This window comes from Aeromonas sp. 75A (genome assembly GCF_051919425.1).
Lineage (GTDB): Bacteria > Pseudomonadota > Gammaproteobacteria > Enterobacterales > Aeromonadaceae > Aeromonas > Aeromonas veronii.
The window spans coordinates 17,896-38,678 of the sequence record NZ_JBQBES010000002.1; the positions used below are offsets into that span (position 1 = coordinate 17,896).

Here is a 20,783-nt window from a genome sequence, read left to right on the forward strand (position 1 = left end):
TCATCATGTCCACTCTCCCCTTCTGGCTGGCCGAAGCGCTCGCCGCCGAACAGTCCGCGCCCCCCATCCCCCTGGTCGGCAACCACGAGGCCGATGTCTGCATCGTCGGTGGCGGCTTTACCGGGCTGTGGAGCGCCATCGCCCTTAAACAGGCCGAACCGCACCTGCACGTCATAGTGCTGGAAAAAGATCGCTGCGGCAGCGGCGCCTCCGGGCGCAACGGCGGCTGCCTGCTCACCTGGTCGGCCAAGTACCTGACCTTAAAGCGTCTCTTTGGGGAAGATCAGGCTGCCTGGCTGGTGCAAAGATCCGAGCAGGCGGTGCACGAGATCGCCCGCTTCTGCGAACAGCACAATATTGAGGCACAGCTGAGGGTCGAGGGCACCTGCTACACAGCCACCAGCGAGGCCCAGCGCGGCCTGATGGAGCCGGTATTGCAGGAACTCAAGCGAGCCGACCTTAACCAGTGGCAGGCGATTGCGGAGGGTGAACTGGCGAGCCAGAGCGGCTCCCACGTTCATCTGGAGGGGCTCTACAGCGCCCACGCCGGTTCGGTGCAACCGGCACTGTTGGTGCGCGGCCTGCTGCGGGTGGCGCGGGAGCTGGGGGTCGAGGTCTATGAGCACTCCCCCATGCAGCGCCTTGAGGCGGGCCAGCCGGCACGGGTGCAAACGCCGCAGGGTGAGGTGCGTGCCCGCAAGGTGGTACTGGCCCTCAACAGCGCCATGGTGCAGCACTTTCGCGAGTTTCGCCGCAGCATAGTGCTGGTCTCTTCCGATATGGTGATCACCGACCCCGCGCCGGATGCACTGGCCGCCCAGCAGCTTGCGCACGGCCGCTCCGTGGTGGATGGCCGCACCTTTGTGCATTACTACCGCTCCACCCCGCAAGGGCGGCTGATGCTGGGCAAGGGGGGCAACACCTTCGCCTTTGCCAACCGCCATCTGGCCGAGTTTGATGCCCCCAGCCGTTATCTTGCCCCCCTCACCCGCACCCTGCGCCGCTTCTTTCCGGCGCTCAAAGAGGTGCCCATCGCCGCCAGCTGGTGCGGCGCCTCCGACCGCTCGGTAGATGGCCTCCCCTTCTTCGGCCACTGGCGAGGGCAGCCCAATATCGTCTATGGCCTCGGCTACTCCGGCAACGGAGTGGCGCAAAGCTGGATGGGTGGCCAGATCCTGGCGGCTTTGGTGCGCGATGAAGTGCGGGAAGAGGACAAGCCGTGGCGCGACTGTGCGCTGGTCAGCGGCCCGCGCGGCTATTTTCCGCCCGAACCCTTTCGCTGGCTGGGCGCCATGGCGGTGCGCAACGCCATCCGGCGCAAAGAGCGGGCGGAAGATGAGAACCGCCCGGTAGCCTGGTATGACAAACAACTGGCCAAACTTGCCGATGCGGCGGGCAAGGCGGATAAATAAGTTATTTCACTTGACCTTGATATTGCACCAGGCTCTAACGCTTGGCCTCTCAGGCGACCTCATCGTGGATGAGCTATCCACATCTTCATCGGCAATCATCCATAACAATGTGCTGACCAGAAGGTCAGCACATATATAGTTACAACACTAATTAAAAATTCACTGCGGCGTTAAATCTAATATCCCAGAGGTCAAGGTCCTGACGCCCGATACTGTAATAACCGGTGATAACTTCAAAACGCTGATGACGCTGAGGGGCTACCGCCAGTGCAATCCGTGCAGATCCACTCCACGGGGTCGTACTTTCCATTGTCAGATTTTCATTCAGGATCTGACCATCATTGGGACGCTCAATATCATAACGAACCCCAAGACGCAGGGCCGGTATAATTTGAACCCCATCGGTTGTGGTGAAAATACGACTGATATCCCCTGATGCTTCACTGGTGGCATATTCAAAAGAGTTTTCATTAACCCGCAATGTCACGTTATAAATCTGGTTTGCATAAGGCAATGAGCCTGTGTAATCAAACGCATCGGATTTATTGTGACTGTAAAAGAGGGCAAGCTTGGGCCGCAGCAGATATTCACCAACATCGTAGCCGCCGGTCAGGTTGGCTGAGATCAACCCGGTCGTTGTCTTGAAACTCCCTTTAAGTACATCGAGTTCGGTATCGTTATCAGTTCGTCCCCATGCAGCCCAGCCATCCAGCAGCCAGTGCGTATCTAGCCTATAGCCGCCATATGGCCCAACAAAGAAGCTGTCCCCCTCATTTCGTACCGAACTGCCAAACGTGCCAAGAGAGGTTTTGCTATTGGCAAATGCAATACCGCCCAGCCCGTCTTTACCAAGGGATCTGTGTATACCGATCAAAAAGCTGTTGGCATGTCCGGATGTGTCTATCTCGTTACGATCATCGGAGACTCCGGTATGGCGTACATCAGTCCATACCTGCCACAACCCCTTTTGACTGGCAATATCTTCAAATTGGTCAAGCCCGACAACGACACGATCTGAAATACTGAGGGAGCCGCTCAAATAGCCCATCAAGGCATCTGCACTGATACTGGTCACAATATTGCGGATCGGGTCACTCCCACCGCCGGTGCCACCACCACTACCACCATTGCTGCCATCCCCACCGCCGGATCCGCCACCAGTTCCACCATTGCCGCCCCCCCCACCGCCGGTTCCGCCACCACTTCCTCCATTGCTGCCGCCACCACCTCCGGTTCCGCCACCAGTGCCACCGTTACTCTCTCCCCCATCGATCGGGGGAATATTTGGAAATACCGGATTGGTCTGGTTTCTCGAATCGAGGAAGCAGTTGAAAGAACCATCCGCATTGAGGAGATCCAGTTTGTGAGTCCCGTTAAGGTCATCAAGTACTACAGGTGAGACACTCAGGTGCAACGACGCGCGGTTTGCATTCCAACTATCGATTTCAGATACCCCGGGAGCAGAGAGGCGAAAATTCCCCCCGGAACCTGGACTTGAAAGCCATAGTGATACCGAATTGTCAGCCGAACGCCCAAGAAACTTTAGATGCTGCCCCGGTTGCCTGTTCGGGCAATCCGCCGCCCATGCTGTTGGCAAGCAGATACTGGTAAGGCAGCCAATTCCCAAAATACGTGAAATCATTATGTCCTCCTGACACTACGTTATCTCACTGACATCCTTGCATGACTTTTAGCATTCCCCACAAACAGGTCACTCGATGCAATGGGTAAAGGAACAAATCAATCTGACAAGTTCAAATCGCAGACTATTTTAGTATCCACACTGTTTCTGGTCTCCTGTAATAAAATTCGTTTAGCGCCTGAATCGCGATGATTGATTAAATCAAACCACTTTAAAACCCATAAAAAATGCCGCCCATCGGGCGGCACTTTTATTAGAGATAACGGGCTAACAGGAATTACCAGCCGGTTACTTCGCGCAGGGCCTTGCCGATATCGGCCAGGGAGCGGACGGTTTTCACGCCAGCATCTTCCAGCGCGGCAAACTTCTCGGCGGCAGTACCCTTGCCACCGGAGATGATGGCGCCAGCGTGGCCCATCCGCTTGCCGGGAGGGGCGGTAACACCCGCGATATAGGAGACCACCGGCTTGGTGACGTGGGCCTTGATATAGGCCGCTGCGTCTTCCTCGGCGTTGCCGCCGATCTCGCCGATCATCACGATCGCTTCGGTCTGCGGGTCGTTCTGGAACATCTCCAGAATGTCGATAAAGTTGGAGCCCGGGATGGGGTCGCCACCGATACCGACACAGGTGGACTGGCCAAAGCCCTCGTCAGTGGTCTGCTTGACCGCTTCGTAGGTCAGGGTGCCGGAGCGGGAGACGATGCCCACCTTGCCCGGCTTGTGGATGTGGCCCGGCATGATGCCGATCTTGCACTCACCCGGGGTGATCACGCCCGGGCAGTTGGGGCCGATCATCCGCACGCCGGTCTCTTGCAGCTTCACTTTGACGTCCAGCATATCCAGCGTCGGGATGCCTTCGGTGATGGTGACGATGAGCTTGATGCCCGCGTCGATCGCTTCCAGGATCGCGTCCTTGCAGAACGGAGCCGGCACATAGATGACGGAGGCGGTGGCGCCGGTCGCTTCGACCGCGTCACGTACGGTGTTGAACACCGGCAGGCCCAGATGGGTGGTGCCGCCCTTACCCGGGGAGACGCCGCCCACCAGCTGGGTGCCGTAGGAGAGCGCCTGCTCGGAGTGGAAAGTACCCTGACCGCCGGTAAAGCCCTGGCAGATGACTCGGGTGTCCTTGTTGATCAGTACGCTCATCAGTTGGCCTCCGCTGCTTTGACGACTTGCTGCGCGGCATCGGTCAGACTCTTGGCCGCAATGATGTTGAGGCCGCTCTCGGCCAGCTTGATACCACCCAGCTCGGCGTTGTTGCCTTCCAGACGGACCACGACGGGCACCTTGACCCCCACTTCCTTGACCGCACCGATAATGCCTTCCGCGATCATGTCGCAGCGCACGATGCCGCCAAAGATGTTGACCAGCACCGCTTTGACGTTGCTGTCGGAGAGGATGATCTTGAACGCCTCGGTTACGCGCTCCTTGGTGGCGCCGCCGCCGACGTCAAGGAAGTTGGCCGGCTTGCCGCCGTGCAGGTTGACGATGTCCATGGTGCCCATGGCCAGACCCGCGCCGTTGACCATGCAGCCGATGTTGCCATCGAGGGCCACATAGTTCAGCTCCCACTGTGCGGCGTGCGCTTCGCGGGGGTCATCTTGTGACGGGTCGTGCATCTCGCGCAGCTTGGGCTGACGATACAGTGCGTTGGCGTCGATGTTGATCTTGCCATCCAGGCAGTGCAGGTTGCCCTGCGCGGTGATCACCAGCGGGTTGATCTCCAGCAGCGCGAAATCGCAATCCAGGAACATTTGGCCCAGACCCATGAAGATCTTGGTGAACTGTTTGATCTGATCGCCGACCAGACCCAGTTTGAAGGCCAGTTCGCGGGCCTGATAAGCCTGCGGACCCACCAGCGGATCGATAGCCGCCTTGTGGATCAGATGGGGGGTTTCGTGGGCAATCTTCTCGATATCCACGCCACCTTCGGTCGAGGCCATGAAGACCACGCGGCGAGAGCCACGGTCAACCACGGCGCCCAGGTAGAGCTCTTTGGCGATGTCGGTGCAAGATTCCACCAGGATCTTGGTGACCGGCTGGCCGTTGGCATCGGTCTGGTAGGTCACCAAATTTTTGCCAAGCCAGTTTTGGGCAAAAGCACGGATCTCATCCTTGCTCTTGGCCACTTTCACGCCGCCCGCTTTACCGCGGCCACCGGCGTGTACCTGGCATTTGACGACCCAGGTATTGCCGCCAATCTTGTCGGCCGCTTCGGCCGCTTCTTGTGGGGTAGCACAGGCATAACCTTCGGAGACCGGCAGGCCATACTCGGCAAACAGCTGTTTTGCCTGATATTCATGCAGATTCATAGATGCTCTATCCGTGTTGTAGGTATTTCCGTCCGGGGCTGGTGTTTCTCAATCCCCTGTGAATGGGGGCCTGGGCGGCCCCTCGTTATCTTTCAATCGCTCGGGTATTACTCAAACGTCCAGCAGCACACTCAGCTCGGGGCGCAAACCCCTTGCCCGGGTGCCACAGGCTTAGACGTCCAGCAACAGACGGGTCGGGTCTTCCAGCAGCTCCTTGACGGAGACCAGGAAGCCTACCGATTCGCGTCCGTCGATGAGACGGTGATCGTAGGAGAGCGCCAGATACATCATCGGCAGGATCTCGACCTTGCCGTCAACGGCCATCGGGCGATCCTGGATCTTGTGCATGCCCAGAATGGCGCTCTGGGGCGGGTTGATGATCGGGGTGGACATCAGGGAGCCGAACACGCCACCGTTGGTGATGGTGAAGTTGCCGCCAGTCAGTTCATCCACGGTCAGCTTGCCGTCACGGCCCTTGCCCGCCAGATCCTTGATGGCCTTCTCAATGTCCGCCAGGCTCATGTTGTCGCAGTCGCGCAGCACCGGCGTCACCAGACCACGGGGGGTGGAGACGGCGATGCTGACGTCGAAGTAATTGTGGTAAACCACGTCATCACCATCGAGCGCCGCGTTCACTTCCGGATAGCGCTTGAGGGACTCCACCACCGCCTTCACGTAGAAGGACATAAAGCCGAGCTTGATGCCGTGCTTCTTCTCGAAGATCTCGCCGTACTGCTTGCGCAGATCCATGATGGGCTTCATGTTGACCTCGTTGAAGGTGGTCAGCATGGCGGTGGTGTTTTTCGCTTCCAGCAGACGCTCGGCAATGCGCTTGCGCAGACGGGTCATCGGTACCCGCTTGTCGGTGCGACCACCCAGCGGGGCAACCTTGGCTGCCGGGGCTGCAGTTGCGACCGGTGCGGCTGCCGCAGGCTGGCTCTTGGCCTTGATGAAGGCTTCCACATCATCCTTGGTGATGCGACCACCCTTGCCGGTACCGGTCAGCTTGGTCACGTCGATATCGTGCTCACCAATCAGGCGGCGCACCGAGGGGCTCAAGCCATCGGCACCATCATCGGCAACCGCTTCAGCGGGTTTCTCTTTGGTCTCTTCACCCGCCACCGGAGCGGCGATGAGGATGGCAATCAGTTGACGGGACAACACAGTCGCCCCTTCCCCTTGCAGAATATCCCCCAGCACTCCGGCTTGCGGTGCCGGCACTTCCAGCACCACCTTGTCGGTCTCGATGTCGACCAGCACTTCGTCACGGGCGACCAGATCGCCCGGTTTTTTGTGCCAGGTGGCGATAGTGGCATCGGCCACTGATTCCGGCAGGTCCGGTACCTTGATTTCGATAGTCATCCAATCAGTTCCTTTTTACTTCTATGCCAGAGGCTTTACAGGGTAAGGGCATCTTCCACCAAGGCTTTTTGCTGCTTGGCGTGGACAGACATGTAACCGACGGCCGGTGAGGCTGACGCGGGGCGACCGGCATAACGCAGGGTAGCTCCGGCTGGCAGCACGCCATCGTAGTGGTGACGGGTGCAGTACCAGGCGCCCTGGTTCTGCGGCTCTTCCTGACACCAGACAAAGTCGGTGACGTGGCTGTAATCGGCCAGAATGGCGCGCACTTCCTCTTCCGGGAAGGGGTAGAGCTGCTCAATTCGCACCAATGCCACATCTTGCTGCTCGGCCTTGCGACGGGCATCGAGTAGGTCGTAGTAGACCTTGCCGGAGCAGAAGACCACCCGCTTGACCGCTTTCGGATCCAGCGCATCGATCTCGCCGATGGCGTTCTGGAAGGTACCTTCCGCCAGCTCTTCAAGCTTGCTCACCGCCAGCGGATGGCGCAGCAGGGATTTGGGCGTCATGACGATGAGCGGACGGCGCATCGGGCGCACAACCTGACGACGCAGCATATGGAACACCTGCGCCGGGGTTGAGGGCACGCACACCTGCATGTTGTGCTGGGCGCACATCTGCAGATAACGCTCCAGACGGGCGGAGGAGTGCTCTGGGCCCTGCCCCTCGTAACCGTGCGGCAGCAACATGGTCAGGCCGCACATCCGGCCCCACTTCTGCTCACCGGAGGAGAGGAACTGATCCACCACTACCTGGGCACAGTTGGCGAAATCGCCGAACTGGGCTTCCCAGATGGTGAGGCCAGCCGGCTCGGCGCTGGCGTAACCATATTCAAAAGCCAGTACCGCGTTCTCGGTCAGCACAGAGTCATACACCTCGAACGGGCCTTGCTCGTCGTGCAGGTTGCACAGCGGGGTGTAGGTGCTGGCATCGGTCTGGCTGTGCAGCACGGCGTGGCGGTGGAAGAAGGTGCCACGGCCGGAGTCTTCACCGGTAAAGCGGATACGGGACCCCTTGTCCACCAGAGTGGCGTAGGCCAGGGTCTCGGCAAAGCCCCAATCCACCAGCTTCTCGCCAGCGGCCATCAGACGGCGGTCTTCGTAAATCTTCTCGACTTGACGCTGCAGCACGTGGGTCGCCGGATACTGGCTCACCCGCTCGCCGAGGCTCTTGAGGTGATCCATCGGCACGGCACTCTCATAGGCCATGTTCCAGTCGTGGCCCAGATAAGGGGTCCAGTCGACGGAGTGCAGCTCCATCGGCCGCCACTCCTTGCTCACCCGCTCGCCGCGATCCAGCGCTTCACGATACTCGTTGACCAATTCGGTCGCCCGCTCCTGAGCGAGGCTCCCCTCGGCCACCAGCTGATCGGCGTAGATCTTGCGCGGGGTCGGGTGCTGCTTGATCTTCTGGTACATCAGCGGCTGAGTGGCGCTCGGCTCGTCCGCTTCGTTGTGACCGTGACGACGGTAGCAGACCAGCTCGATCACCACGTCGCGTTTGAAGGTGTTGCGGTAATCCAAGGCAATCTGGGTCACCAGCACCACGGCTTCCGGATCATCCCCGTTGACGTGCAGCACCGGCGCCTGCACCGCCTTGGCGATGTCGGTGCAATATTCGGTGGAACGCAGGTCACGGATATAGGAGGTGGTGAAACCAACCTGGTTGTTGATGACGATGCGCACCGTCCCGCCGACACCATAGGCACGGGTCTGGGACATGTTGAAGGTCTCGGCCACCACGCCCTGACCGGCCATGGCCGAGTCACCGTGAATGGTGATGGGCAACACGCTGGAGCCATCCTTGTCACCGCGACGATCCATACGGGCACGGACCGAGCCGATGACCACAGGGTTGACGATCTCGAGGTGAGAGGGGTTGAACGCCAGCGCAAGGTGCACGTTGCCACCCGGGGTGGCGAAGTCGGAGGAGAAGCCCATGTGGTACTTCACATCACCGGTTCCCCAGGATTCGCCATGCTTACCGGCAAACTCGTCGAACAGATCCTGAGCGCGCTTGCCCAGCACGTTGATCAGCACGTTGAGGCGACCGCGGTGGGCCATACCGATAACGGCCTCTTTGCAGCCCTGCTCACCGGCGCGACGGATCAGCTCCTTGAGCATGGGGATCATGGCGTCGCCACCTTCCAGCGAGAAGCGCTTGGCTCCCGGGAACTTGGCGCCCAGATATTTCTCCAACCCTTCGGCGGCGGTCAGGCTCTCGAGGAAACGGGTCTTCTCTTCGAGGGTGTAACTCCCCTTCCCTTCAATGGATTCGAGACGCTGTTGCAGCCAGCGCTTCTCTTCCGTGGAGGTGAGGTGCATGTAGTCGGCGCCGATGGAGCCGCAATAGGTCTTCTTCAGCGAGGCGTAGAGGTCGGAGAGCACCATGGTCTCGCGACCGATGGCGTAGGAGCCCACATTGAAGGTGGCCTCCATATCTGCGCCCTGCAGGTTGTGGAACGCAGGATCCAGTTCGGCAACGGTTTCACGCTGCCACAGGCCCAGCGGGTCCAGATTGGCATTCTGGTGACCACGGAAACGGAAGGCGTTGATCAGCTGCAATACCCGCACCTGCTTGGCATCCACTTGCGGATCGGAGACGGGGGCACTGTAGCGAGAGGGATCCTTGGCCAGACGACGGAAATAATCGCGGACCTGGGAGTGGGGTTGTTCAACCGCATGGCCATTGACCTGGGGCAGCTCGCTAAACAGGCTGCGCCACTCATCGGACACGGAGTCAGGATTTTCCAGGAAGGATTCGTACAAATCCTCTATATAGCTTGCATTCGCACCAGCCAGGTGAGATGACTCCAACCAGGCCTTCATCACGCCGTTATGCATTTCTATCCCTTGTACTTCTTGTTACTGCTGCGCAGCTTGTAGGGGTCAAATAGCCATCCTGCCACGGGTGGGATGGCTATCCAGAGGTCGGGCCAGCACGTGGCCGGCCCTGATACTAAACAGCCCGATTGAGCAACATCGACTTGATCTGGCCAATCGCCTTGGTCGGGTTCAAGCCTTTCGGACAGACGTTCACGCAGTTCATGATGCCATGGCAGCGGAACACGCTGAATGCGTCGTCCAGATTTCCCAGTCGTTCGGTGGTCGCGGTGTCGCGGCTGTCAGCCAGCCAGCGGTAGGCGGCGAGCAGCCCGGCCGGACCGATGAACTTGTCGGGATTCCACCAGAAGGAGGGGCACGAAGTGGAGCAGCAGGCACAGAGAATGCACTCGTACAGGCCGTCAAGCTTGGCGCGCTCTTCGGGGGATTGCAGGTGCTCACGCACCGGCGGCAACTTGTCATCATTGATGAGGAAGGGTTTGACCTTCTCCCACTGGGTGTAGAACTGGGTCATGTCGATCACCAGATCACGGATCACCGGCAGGCCGGGCAAGGGGCGGATAACGACGTTATTGCCCTTCTTCAGCAGGTCGGAGAGCGGGGTGATACAGGCAAGACCGTTCTTGCCATTCATGTTGAGACCGTCTGATCCACAGACCCCTTCGCGGCAAGAGCGGCGGAAGGCGAGCGTGGGATCCAGCTCTTTCAACTGGATCAGTGCGTCGAGCACCATCATGTCGGAACCTTCAGGAATATCAAGACGATATTCCTTCATATGGGGGACATTATCAACATCCGGATTGTATCTGTAGACAGAGAATGTGACGTTCATAGGGCTGGCTCCGCAATCAGTAAGTCCGAACCTTGGGCGGGAACGCCTCACGGGTCTTGGGTGACATGTTGACAGCGCGACGGGTCATGGACTCGGTGTCCGGATGATAGAGGCTGTGGCAGAGCCAGTTCTCATCGTCGCGATCCGGGAAGTCGAAGCGGCAGTGAGCACCGCGACTCTCGGTACGGAAGTTGGCGGCAACCGCCGTGGCAAACGCCGTCTCCATCAGGTTGTCCAGCTCCAGGCACTCGATGCGCTGGGTGTTGAACTCTTTGGAGGTGTCATCCAGACGGGCTGACTTGAGGCGTTCGCGGATCACTTTGAGCTCGGCCAGCCCCTCGGCCATCGCCGCACCTTCGCGGAATACGGAGAAGTTGTTCTGCATGCAGCGCTGCAGGTCTTTGCGGATCTGCACCGGGTCTTCACCGTCACGGCAATTTTCCCAGCGGTTGAAGCGGGCCAATGCGGCATCCAGATCCGACTCGGAAGCATCGCGGCCGTGATCCATCTCGCCCAGAGTGTTGACCAGATGCATGCCGGCAGCACGGCCGAAGACCACCAGATCCAGCAGGGAGTTGCCACCCAGACGGTTGGCACCGTGTACGGAGACGCAGGCAATCTCGCCCACCGCAAACAGACCGACTACCGGCACATCGTTGCCGTTCTTGTCCTGGGTCAGGCACTGGCCATTCACGTTGGTCGGCACGCCGCCCATCATGTAGTGGCAGGTCGGGATAATCGGGATCGGCTCTTTGACCGGATCCACGTGGGCAAAGGTGCGGGAGAGTTCGCAGATCCCCGGCAGACGGGATTCCAGCACCTCTTTGCCGAGGTGATCCAGCTTGAGCTTGATGTGCGGGCCCCAAGGACCATCGCAGCCACGGCCTTCACGGATCTCGATCATGATGGAGCGGGCCACCACGTCGCGACCGGCCAAGTCCTTGGCGTTTGGCGCGTAACGCTCCATGAAGCGCTCGCCATCTTTATTGAGCAGATAGCCACCTTCACCACGGCAGCCTTCGGTTACCAGCACCCCTGCCCCGGCGATGCCGGTCGGGTGGAACTGCCACATCTCCATGTCCTGCACGCCGACGCCGGCACGCAGCGCCATGCCGACACCGTCACCTGTGTTGATGTGGGCATTGGTGGTGGACTGGTAGATACGACCGGCACCGCCAGTCGCCAGCACGGTGGCCTTGGCCTTGAAATAGACCACTTCACCGCTCTCCATATCGATGGCGGTACAACCCACCACGTGGCCATCCTGGTTTTTCACCAGATCCAGCGCATACCACTCGGAGAAGACGGTGGTCTTGTTCTTGACGTTCTGCTGATAGAGGGTGTGCAGCAGGGCGTGACCGGTACGGTCGGCGGCCGCTGCGGTACGAGCAGCCTGCTCGCCACCGAAATTCTTGGACTGACCACCAAACGGACGCTGGTAGACAGACCCGTTATCGAAACGGGAGAAGGGCAGCCCCATGTTCTCCAGCTCATAGATAGCCTCGGGGCCGGTTTTGCACATGTACTCGATGGCTTCCTGGTCACCGATGTAATCGGAACCTTTTACCGTGTCATACATATGCCACTGCCAGTTGTCATCGTGGGCATTGCCCAGCGCAACCGTGATCCCGCCCTGGGCGGAGACAGTGTGAGAACGGGTTGGAAAAACCTTGGACAACAGAGCGCAGCTCTTGCCGGACTGGGCAATCTGCAGCGCGGCGCGCATACCGGCACCACCGGCACCAATCACCACCGCATCAAATTCACGAGTTGGAATAGTCACCTTACACACCCCACAGCACGACGAAACCCGTCATCAGATAGACAAACAGCACCACGACCAGGGCAAATTGCAGCGCCCCGCGCAGCCCTACCGGCTTGATATAGTCAGTCAGCACCTGCCACAGACCAATCCAGGCGTGGATCAGTACGCAGAGCAGGGTCAACAGGGTGAATACCTTGGTGAATGTTTTGGCGAAGAAGCCTGACCACACCTCGTAGGTGATGTCGTTGAACGCGACAAAGCCCACCAGATAGAGGACATAACAGGTCATGATGAGGGCGGTGGCCCGGATCAGGATGTAATCGTGAACGCCGCTGCGCCCGAAGGTTGCAGAATTGGTTACCATACAAGCACTCCCGCCAATACAGCCAGGATCGCGGTGATCACGAATGCCACGCGGGCGCTCTGATTGCCGGATTCCAGCTCTTCCCAATAGCCCATATCCATGACCAGATGACGCAAGCCGCCCACAATGTGGTATGCCAGCGCAGTCAGGATCCCCCACAGCACGAGTTTGACCAGGAAGTTGTCCATGATGGCAACCACGGTTTCAAACCCTTCGGGAGAGGCGAGTGAAGTACCAAGCATCCACAGCAAGATGCCCAGTGCAACAAAGGTAATGACCCCTGAAACACGGTGCAGGATGGATGCAATGGCAGTGACAGGAAAGCTGATCGTCTGTAGGTCGAGGTTGACCGGTCTCTGTTTGTTTTTCACGCTTGCCCACTCAGCTCCATTGAGCACGTTAGTTATTGTTTTAACTCACACTTGAGGGCACGGAATGGTGATTGTTGGTTTTTTGTTACCAAAACACTCTGAAAAAGCCAAAACGCGAGTTTTCGGTTTCACATCAGGCTTTGCCAAAGCGTTTCAAACACCCGCAGCCATGACCCACGTGGCGCAGTATATCGGCGGCCTTAACCGAAGACAATCAATTAGCTACAAAGAAAACACAAAACCGCAAACTCGATCGCATATTTAATTTAACATTTCATTAATGCCATTAATGGGGTTTCAGCAAAATTGACATTGATAAGGAACTCTGTTTCAAATAAGGCGCTCCAGCCACTTCGGTATGGGTAACAACCTTTGCCAGCGTCATAAAAGTCGTAATAGAGTAGGACTGGAACCAAATTATAAAGAGCAAAGGAGACGTGCTATGGCTGATAAGATAGCCACCCTACACCTGCCCGGAAAAGATCCGGTCGAACTGCCGATCCTCTCCGGCACCATCGGCCCGGATGTCATCGATGTCAGAAAATTGGGATCACAGGGGTATTTCACCTTTGACCCCGGTTTTATGGCCACCGGTTCTTGCAAATCTGCCATTACCTACATTGACGGGGATCAGGGTGTCTTGCTGCACCGTGGTTACCCCATCGCCCAGTTGGCCACCCAGGCCACCTATCTGGAAGTCTGCTATATCCTGCTGTACGGCGAAGCGCCGACCAAGGCGCAATATGCCGAATTCGAACGTCTGGTCACCCGCCACACCATGGTGCACGAGCAGATCGCCTTCTTCTTCCGCGGCTTCCGTCGTGACTCCCACCCCATGGCCATCATGTGCGGTGTAGTCAGCGCCCTCTCAGCCTTCTATCACGATGCCCTCGACATCAATAACGAGCAGCATCGCGAGATCTGTGCCTTCCGTCTGCTCTCCAAGATGCCGACTCTGGCCGCCATGTGTTACAAGTACTCCATCGGCCAGCCGTTCATGCAGCCGCGCAATGCCCTCTCCTATGCCGGTAACTTCCTGCACATGATGTTTGGCGTGCCGACCGAAGAGTACAAGGTCAACCCCATCGTTGAACGTGCCATGGATCGTATCTTTACCCTCCATGCAGATCACGAGCAGAACGCCTCCACCTCCACCGTTCGTCTGGCTGGCTCCTCCGGTGCCAACCCGTTCGCCTGTATCGCCGCGGGGATCGCCTCCCTGTGGGGACCGGCCCACGGTGGTGCCAACGAAGCCTGCCTGCGCATGCTGGAAGAGATCGGCTCGGTGGATCGCATCCCCGAGTACATCGCCAAGGCCAAGGACAAGAATGATCCGTTCCGTCTGATGGGCTTCGGTCACCGTGTCTACAAGAACCACGACCCTCGTGCCACTGTGATGCGCGAAACCTGCCACGAAGTACTCACTGAACTGCAGATCAAGGATCCGCTGCTGGACGTGGCCATGGAGCTGGAGCGTATTGCGCTCTCCGACCCCTACTTCGTCGAGAAGAAACTCTACCCGAACGTGGACTTCTACTCCGGCATCATCATGAAGGCGATCGGCATCCCGATGAGCATGTTCACCGTGATCTTCGCCATCTCCCGCACTATCGGCTGGATTGCGCACTGGAACGAGTTCCACTCAGACCCGGACAGCAAGATTGGTCGCCCACGCCAGCTCTACGTGGGTCACCCGCTGCGCGAGTTCACTCCGCTCGAGCAGCGCTAACCACTGCGCTGATATGGTTTGTTACAAAGGCGGTCATTGACCGCCTTTTTGTTTGCCGCTCTAATGCCCCCTTTCGCGTTAAGGAGTCCATTATGAAACCACTGTTTATCAGCGCAGCCTTGCTGCTGACCGCCTGCCAGAGCGCCCCCGTATCGTCACAGGGGGAGACCCTCTATATCAACAGCCAGCTGGTCGATTGCGTCGGAGTTGGCCCGATGCAGTGCATGCAGGTTCGCAGTGATGAGCAGCAGCCCTGGACGCTGTTCTACCAAAATATTGAAGGTTTCCAGTTCGAGCCTGGCTATCGCTACCAGCTCACTGTCAGCAAGGAGCAGCTCACCGATGTGCCGGCCGATGCCCCCTCCGTGCGCTATCAGCTGATCAAGGTGGTGAACAAGGTCGCCAGCAAGTAACAAACACGATCAAAAAACGGGGGATGGCTGATGCCATCCCCCGTTGGTTTATGGGTACTGCGCCTCATCAGGCACGATCAGGTCGGCGCCAACGCCATATGCAGCAACGGATAGGGCTTGCCCTGACCATCCAGCGGCGAGCGACCCGTCACTGTGAATCCCATCTTCAGATAGAAGCCCACCGCCTGTTCGTTCTGCTCGTTAACGTCAACCAGCGTCGCGCCGCACTGGCTGATGGCATGGGCCACCAGCAAACGCCCCACGCCACTGCCGCGCGCCTCGGGAGCCACAAACAGCATCTCCAGCTTGCCCTCGTGTACCCCGCTAAAACCCGTAATGTGCCCCTCTTCTGTGCGGGCACAGTGCAGTGTCACCGCATCGAAGTAGTGCTCCAGAATAAGCGGTTTGAGCGCGAGGATCTCGGCCTCGGGCAGGAAGTGGTGGGTCGCCCGAACAGAGGCCTCCCACAGATCGATCAGGGCCGGATAATCGGCCCGGGATACCGGAACAATCGTCATGGAATGACTCGATATGATAACCAGCGGGAAGAGACACCTTCCCGCTGGCAACGGTGATTAGCGCGCCTGCACAGCCTGCAGCAGCACCGACATATCAGCGCCAAAGTGGCGGCTGCGGATCGCCTCGCGAATATCCGCTTCGCTATAACGGCTGCCCGGGTAGACCACCACGCAGGAGGTATCGCCCGGTTTGAGGAAGTGGGTCTCGCCAAACGGGGTATAGCGAGTGGCACCGATACTGATGAGCGCATGGGGAGGATGTCCCGCCTGCGCCAGCAGTCCCTGAATGTGCTCCGCCGGCCCCTCATCCTGCTGATGATTGAACTTGTCGATGGCCCAGTCGAGCAGCTTGCCGTGGAAGTAGCTGTAGTCGATGGCGGCGCTGTCTACCCCGTAGGCGTACAGCTCACCGTCCCGCTCCAGATAGCAGGCGATACGATAGTCATCGAGCTCGCAACCGGCGGCAAAACCGGAAAGCGGCAGCAGCTTGGCCGCCAACCCCTTGCTCTCTTCGCCCCAGTTCTTCTTCTCGCTGATCTTCTTGGCGTTGGGACGACGGATGGAGCAGTCGTTATAGGCACCAAAGGCACGGGGATGGATCGCCACCACCTGCTTGTCGGCATACTCCAGCTCGCACCAGAGGGCCACTTCCGGCTCAATCTGCACCTTCTCGTCACCGCTGACCGCCGCTTCCGGCAGGAAGATCGCCTTGTCGCTCAACGGAAATACCCCGAGCTGACCCAGATGGCCCGGCACGAAGAAGGGGAACAGCGCCTTGGGCGCCGTGGTGTCACGCACCACTACCGCTACGAAGTCCGATGCTTCACCCGCCTGCTCCAGATGACCGGCGAAATTGCCCGCGACCCCGAGTCCGATAAACTTGCTCTCTGCTGCTATCTGCATCTTGCTCACCTGCATCTTGCCAACGCAAGGTAGCAGGCTCGTCGCCCACTACCGCTAAAGTGGCAAGATTAAACCACAAGGACCCCGCCTTCGCCCAGTCCGGCCCTGTCGTGATGTGCGCCAGTCCGCTTTTTTAGGGACGAGAAGGCTGTGGCGAACCAGCCATTGCGCACTCATTCAGCTACGCGGTCACCGCGCTGGAAACAGTGCGTTTCCGGCATCTCCCCTCTTTCTCCTTGGGACTCAACTTCATCTTTGTTAGGCTGCCGGCATGCAAAACAACTGTGCGCTTGAATGCGCCACTGCTCATCACGGCAACCCCATTGGAGAGAAAACGGATGATCGACAAACTCGCCTGGCTCACCTTTAAAGATCAGCAACTGCTCTGCGCCCGCTCCCACGGCAAGGGCATCTATTACATCCCGGGCGGCAAGCGGGAACCGGGCGAGAGCGACGAGGCGGCGCTGATCCGCGAGATTGAGGAGGAGCTGGCTGTCACCCTGCAACCCGACACCCTGCGCTTTGCCTGCGAATTCAACGCTCAGGCCGATGGCAAACCGGCAGGTGTCGAGGTGAGACTGCGCTGCTACACCGGCGAAGCGAGCGGCACCCCGATCGCATCGGCCGAAATTGCCGAGCTGCGCTGGCTCGACAGCTCTCACCTCGATGAGCTCTCCCCCGTCTCCCGCCTGCTGTTTGTCTGGCTGGTTGAGCAGGGGTTGATCCGCTGACAAGTCGTGCTTGCGCCAAGCATACGTATCCACCTCATATGAACCAACGGTGGCAATCAGCCACATAACAGCGCAACGACAAGGATGTCAGATGGACATTGTGGAATGTTTATAGTGCAGCGACATACCAAAGCGCATGCAACGCCGATGACACTCTTGCTGCAACCGTCATCTTCTATAAACCGCTCTGACCATCCCCTATCTCTTATCCACATACAGCAGGGCCGCACCAAGCGGCCCTGCTTGTTGCCAGCGTGACTGTTTGTTGCAGCAATATGGCTTGCGACGGATTGCCACGATAGAGCCATTGCTCCTGTATGCCTCAACACCGCCAATCGCTCGCCCCAAAATACAACCAAACAAACAGAAAGATTAATTAATGATTAAAACGCCCCCCTTTTCTTCTTCATCTATTGTCTCATAAGGCGTATCGTGAGAGACCCATTTGATAATCAAATCTATGTTGTTCACTGCCTTGAGGAATAATGGATGCCCACTTTGCCCCGTACAGTTACCTCCCCCAAAAAGTTCATCATCGGTCAACACCTTCTCCCGCAACTCCATGAGCATGTTAAAGATTTTGGTGACTATGCGTTGCTCATCAGCGATGAGTTCATTCTGGAGCGGGTACGGGAAGAAGCTTTGGCGGGGCTCCTGCAGGCAGGTCTCAGGGGAGTGGTCGACAAGTTTCGCTACGAATGCACCGAACAGGAGATCCACCGCCTGACCCACCTTGCAGAGCAATATGGTGCGAACGTGATTGTCGGGATCGGCGGCGGCAAGACGCTGGATGTCGCCAAGGCCGTGGCCTTCTATCTGCGCCGTCCGGTTGTGCTGTTTCCGACGATTGCCTCCACGGATGCCCCCTGTACGGCGCTGGCGGTGATCTACAACCAGGCGGGTGAATTTGAGCGCTATCTGTTCCTGCCGCAAAATCCGGACGTGGTGCTGGCTGACACGGCCATCATTGCCGCCGCCCCTCCCCGCTTCTTTTCCGCAGGCGTTGGCGATGCCCTGGCCACCTATTTCGAGGCGCGCGCCTGCTATCGGGCGGACGGGCTCAATCTGGTCGGCAAGCGCCCTTCACGCACTGGCCTTGGTCTGGCACAGCTCTGTTACGAGCTGCTTGGTGAAAACATCGAGCTGGCCATGGATGCGATACGCCACCATGTCTCGACCCCGGCGCTTGAGCAGGTTATCGAGGCCACCATCTACCTCAGCGGCGTCGGTGCAGAAGCCGGTGGACTGGCCGCCGCTCATGCCGTCAACAACGGCATGTCACTGATCGCGGAGCTCCATCGTGCCCAGCATGGCGAGAAGGTGGTCTTCGGCCTGCTGACCCAACTCGTGCTTGAGCGCGCCCCGCAACATGAGCTTGATGAGGTGTTTCGCATCATCGACTGTGCAGGTCTGCCCATGACGCTGCAAGAGCTGGGGCTCACCCACTTTGATGAAAGCGAGTGGCGCAAGGTGGCGCAGCTGGCCTGCGATCCCCTCGATACCATGGGCAACATGCCGATGACAGTGAGTGAACAGGATGTCTACGCCGCCATGGTAGCGGCCAATGCCATGGCTGAGCGTTATCGCCTCCGCCATCCCCGCGCCTGATTGCTTGCCGCACTAAATAGTGCAAACAGTAAAAAGGCTTGCCCATTGGCAAGCCTTTTTCATCTGCATCCCATCCCCTTGTCGGGATAGACGAAAGTCCGCGTTGACTCAGGGCAGTGTCACCGCTCGCACTTCAACCTCTGGCAGGGCGAAGGCATCTTGCGCGGCGATGAGTTGCAGCTCGTAAGCCTGCTGGCGCCAGGTCTCCTGCAGCACCGCATCCACCGAGGCGTTGGTACGCTCGAACGCGCTGACCGCATCGTGACCGGCCAGTAAATTGGCCAGCATCAGGGCGCTGATAAGATCGCCAACCCCCACCGGCTGGCGGGCAAAGTCATAGAGCGGACGGGCAATCAAGTAATCCCCTTGCGGGGTGGCCAGCAGCATCTCGAAGCGGCTGGAGTCCTGCGCCGCACGACCGAGATGCTTGACCAGCACCAGCTTGACGCCGCGGGCCAGCAGCTGATGGGCAGCCGCGCGGGTCTGATCCAGATCAGCCAGATGGGTATCACAGAGGGTCTCCAGCTCCAGCAGGTTGGGGGCCATCATGTCGGCCACCGGCAACGCCTGCTCGGTCAGGAAACGGGTGACGCCGGGGGCAACGATACACCCCTTCTCCGGATGGCCCATCACAGGGTCACAAAAATAGATGGCATCCGGGTTGGCCGCCTTGACGGCGTTGACCACGGTCAGGATCTCGTCCCCCTGCTCGGCGGAGCCAAGGTAGCCGCTCAGCACGGCGTCACACTGGCTCAACACCTCGATATTGCCCAATCCGTTCACCAGCGCACTGATATGACCAGCCGGCATCGCCATCCCCTGCCACCCCTGAGCATATTGGGTGTGGTTGGAAAACTGGACCGTGTTGATGGGCCATACATCCATACCGAGGCGGCGCATGGGGAAGACGGCCGCGCTGTTGCCGGCACAACCAAAGACCACGTGGGACTGAATAGAGAGAACGGATTTCATCGGGAATACCACAGCAAAGGATCAGCAAGGTGGGCAATATATCGGATGAAGATAACGATGCGCCACCTTGGCGCGGGATGAACAGGCAATTTCCTGACTAAAGACAGGTTTTTTGCGCCATTTGGCCCGCGTCCACAGGGTGAGCGGCGCCATGATGCGCCGCGTCACCGTCCATCACATGCCGCTGTGCTCTACAGCATGACGGGCAAAGTGATAGACCCATCCCTCATCACACGGCATGTCACTGGGTGGCGAAATCAGCTCAGGCAATACCGTCACCTTGCCGCCAGCAGCATATTGCAGCGCCATCAGGGCGCAGAGCGCCGCATCATAGCGATCGGTGCCAACCAGCACATCCGCAGGCAGCTGCGCCGCCAGCTCGGGTCTGGCAGGGGATGCCTTGCCGCCGACTTTGGACAGTGCCGGATAGACCTCCAGTACGGCGCGGCTGGCCTTCGGGGCAACGGTCGGCACCAGTTGCAGATCAGAGAGCTGCGGCAGCATGGAGAGCGCCAGAGTGGCGTTGTTGCCGAGCCGGTCGAAGGTGGCCGACAGCGGCTTCTTGCCGTACTGCTGATACAGCCAGCGCTCGCAGTCGCGGTAGGCGTAGGGGTTATCTATCTCACGCTCGGGAGCGGCACAGCTATGTGGCTGGCCATTTAGCAGATCCCGCAAAGCGCGGGGAAAGGCAAGCGGCGCATCGATACCGAGCGCCAGTTGCGGGCAGGCTTCTACCTGCATCAGGGTCAGCTCATTTTGCAGGGCGGGACGCAGCAGAGCGGCCAGATCTGGCGCCACCCGCGAGCTCAGACGAAACAGCGGCGACACCCCGAGCCAGTGCAGGCGGTTGGAACCGGCCTGCCAGCCCACCACGGCCACAGCCTGGGCACTGCCCTGCCAGCCACGCACATCCCAGCCGATCCCGATTGCACTCATCTGCCCTGCCGTCATCAATTACCTCTGTTCGCCTGTCACAAGTTGCAAGAGACACAGGGTAATCAG

18 protein-coding genes are annotated in these 20,783 nt (G+C 59.0%); 5 read left to right on the top strand and 13 right to left on the bottom strand.

Annotation, left to right across the window (positions count from 1 at the left end):
• The first annotated feature begins 5 nt into the window (after positions 1-5).
• Positions 6-1,412 carry an FAD-dependent oxidoreductase gene (locus tag ACTG2T_RS00110; RefSeq protein WP_330124392.1) on the top strand — a complete coding sequence of 469 codons (1,407 nt, stop codon included), beginning with the start codon at positions 6-8 and terminating at the stop codon, positions 1,410-1,412.
• Positions 1,413-1,563: 151 nt separating this feature from the next.
• Here the strand turns inward: ACTG2T_RS00110 and ACTG2T_RS00115 are convergent, their stop codons facing one another.
• The 9 genes from ACTG2T_RS00115 to sdhC form a co-directional block, all read right to left on the bottom strand.
• Entirely contained in the window at positions 1,564-3,054 is a 1,491-nt protein-coding gene (locus ACTG2T_RS00115; RefSeq protein ID WP_330124393.1) for an autotransporter outer membrane beta-barrel domain-containing protein, read from the bottom strand.
• A 277-nt stretch (positions 3,055-3,331) separates the two neighbouring features.
• Positions 3,332-4,204, bottom strand: coding sequence for a succinate--CoA ligase subunit alpha (gene sucD, locus ACTG2T_RS00120; protein ID WP_005333542.1), 873 nt, complete (start codon positions 4,202-4,204; stop codon positions 3,332-3,334).
• A complete protein-coding gene (gene sucC / locus ACTG2T_RS00125) occupies positions 4,204-5,370 on the bottom strand; it encodes an ADP-forming succinate--CoA ligase subunit beta (protein ID WP_005361097.1) in 1,167 nt (388 codons plus the stop codon). The genes sucD and sucC overlap by 1 nt, the downstream gene beginning before the upstream one ends.
• A gap of 171 nt (positions 5,371-5,541) precedes the next feature.
• Complete coding sequence (gene odhB / locus ACTG2T_RS00130; RefSeq protein ID WP_330124394.1) at positions 5,542-6,732, bottom strand: 2-oxoglutarate dehydrogenase complex dihydrolipoyllysine-residue succinyltransferase; 1,191 nt, start codon at positions 6,730-6,732, stop codon at positions 5,542-5,544.
• Between the two features lie 35 nt (positions 6,733-6,767).
• Positions 6,768-9,575, bottom strand: a complete 2,808-nt coding sequence (sucA, locus tag ACTG2T_RS00135) for a 2-oxoglutarate dehydrogenase E1 component (RefSeq protein WP_005333548.1) — start codon at positions 9,573-9,575, stop codon at positions 6,768-6,770.
• Between the two features lie 115 nt (positions 9,576-9,690).
• Complete coding sequence (locus ACTG2T_RS00140; protein WP_005333549.1) at positions 9,691-10,407, bottom strand: succinate dehydrogenase iron-sulfur subunit; 717 nt, start codon at positions 10,405-10,407, stop codon at positions 9,691-9,693.
• 16 nt (positions 10,408-10,423) lie between these two features.
• Positions 10,424-12,190 carry a succinate dehydrogenase flavoprotein subunit gene (sdhA, locus tag ACTG2T_RS00145; protein ID WP_040066317.1) on the bottom strand — a complete coding sequence of 589 codons (1,767 nt, stop codon included), beginning with the start codon at positions 12,188-12,190 and terminating at the stop codon, positions 10,424-10,426.
• A 1-nt stretch (position 12,191) separates the two neighbouring features.
• On the bottom strand, positions 12,192-12,536 hold the full coding sequence (gene sdhD / locus ACTG2T_RS00150) for a succinate dehydrogenase, hydrophobic membrane anchor protein (RefSeq protein WP_106843814.1): 345 nt from the start codon (positions 12,534-12,536) through the stop codon (positions 12,192-12,194).
• Positions 12,530-12,907 (bottom strand): succinate dehydrogenase cytochrome b556 subunit, encoded by a 378-nt coding sequence (sdhC, locus tag ACTG2T_RS00155; RefSeq protein ID WP_005333571.1) that lies wholly within the window; start codon positions 12,905-12,907, stop codon positions 12,530-12,532. Before sdhC ends, sdhD begins: the two co-directional genes overlap by 7 nt.
• Before the next feature lie 442 nt (positions 12,908-13,349).
• Between sdhC and ACTG2T_RS00160 the strand changes: the two genes are divergently transcribed.
• Together ACTG2T_RS00160 and ACTG2T_RS00165 are read left to right on the top strand one after the other, a co-directional pair.
• The gene (locus ACTG2T_RS00160; RefSeq protein ID WP_005333572.1) at positions 13,350-14,636 is read left to right on the top strand and encodes a citrate synthase; all 1,287 of its coding nucleotides are present in this window, start codon (positions 13,350-13,352) and stop codon (positions 14,634-14,636) included.
• Positions 14,637-14,728: 92 nt separating this feature from the next.
• Positions 14,729-15,049, top strand: coding sequence for a DUF4377 domain-containing protein (locus tag ACTG2T_RS00165; RefSeq protein ID WP_005361103.1), 321 nt, complete (start codon positions 14,729-14,731; stop codon positions 15,047-15,049).
• Positions 15,050-15,126: 77 nt separating this feature from the next.
• Here ACTG2T_RS00165 and ACTG2T_RS00170 read toward each other — a convergent pair whose 3' ends face one another.
• Both ACTG2T_RS00170 and ACTG2T_RS00175 read right to left on the bottom strand, forming a co-directional pair.
• On the bottom strand, positions 15,127-15,567 hold the full coding sequence (locus tag ACTG2T_RS00170; RefSeq protein ID WP_307896686.1) for an acetyltransferase: 441 nt from the start codon (positions 15,565-15,567) through the stop codon (positions 15,127-15,129).
• 57 nt (positions 15,568-15,624) lie between these two features.
• Positions 15,625-16,470, bottom strand: a complete 846-nt coding sequence (locus ACTG2T_RS00175; RefSeq protein WP_330124395.1) for a DUF5718 family protein — start codon at positions 16,468-16,470, stop codon at positions 15,625-15,627.
• A 338-nt stretch (positions 16,471-16,808) separates the two neighbouring features.
• On the opposite strand from ACTG2T_RS00175, the gene ACTG2T_RS00180 reads away from it, so the two are divergent.
• Positions 16,809-17,201: an NUDIX hydrolase gene (locus ACTG2T_RS00180; RefSeq protein ID WP_075115100.1), complete on the top strand. Its 393-nt coding sequence runs from the start codon at positions 16,809-16,811 to the stop codon at positions 17,199-17,201.
• Between the two features lie 489 nt (positions 17,202-17,690).
• A complete protein-coding gene (locus tag ACTG2T_RS00185) occupies positions 17,691-18,809 on the top strand; it encodes a glycerol dehydrogenase (protein ID WP_069529933.1) in 1,119 nt (372 codons plus the stop codon).
• Between the two features lie 108 nt (positions 18,810-18,917).
• On the opposite strand, the gene pdxY is transcribed toward ACTG2T_RS00185, so the two are convergent.
• Both pdxY and ACTG2T_RS00195 read right to left on the bottom strand, forming a co-directional pair.
• A complete protein-coding gene (gene pdxY / locus ACTG2T_RS00190) occupies positions 18,918-19,781 on the bottom strand; it encodes a pyridoxal kinase PdxY (protein WP_330124396.1) in 864 nt (287 codons plus the stop codon).
• Between the two features lie 174 nt (positions 19,782-19,955).
• The gene (locus ACTG2T_RS00195; protein ID WP_330124397.1) at positions 19,956-20,732 is read right to left on the bottom strand and encodes a DUF429 domain-containing protein; all 777 of its coding nucleotides are present in this window, start codon (positions 20,730-20,732) and stop codon (positions 19,956-19,958) included.
• Between the last annotated feature and the right edge of the window lie 51 nt (positions 20,733-20,783).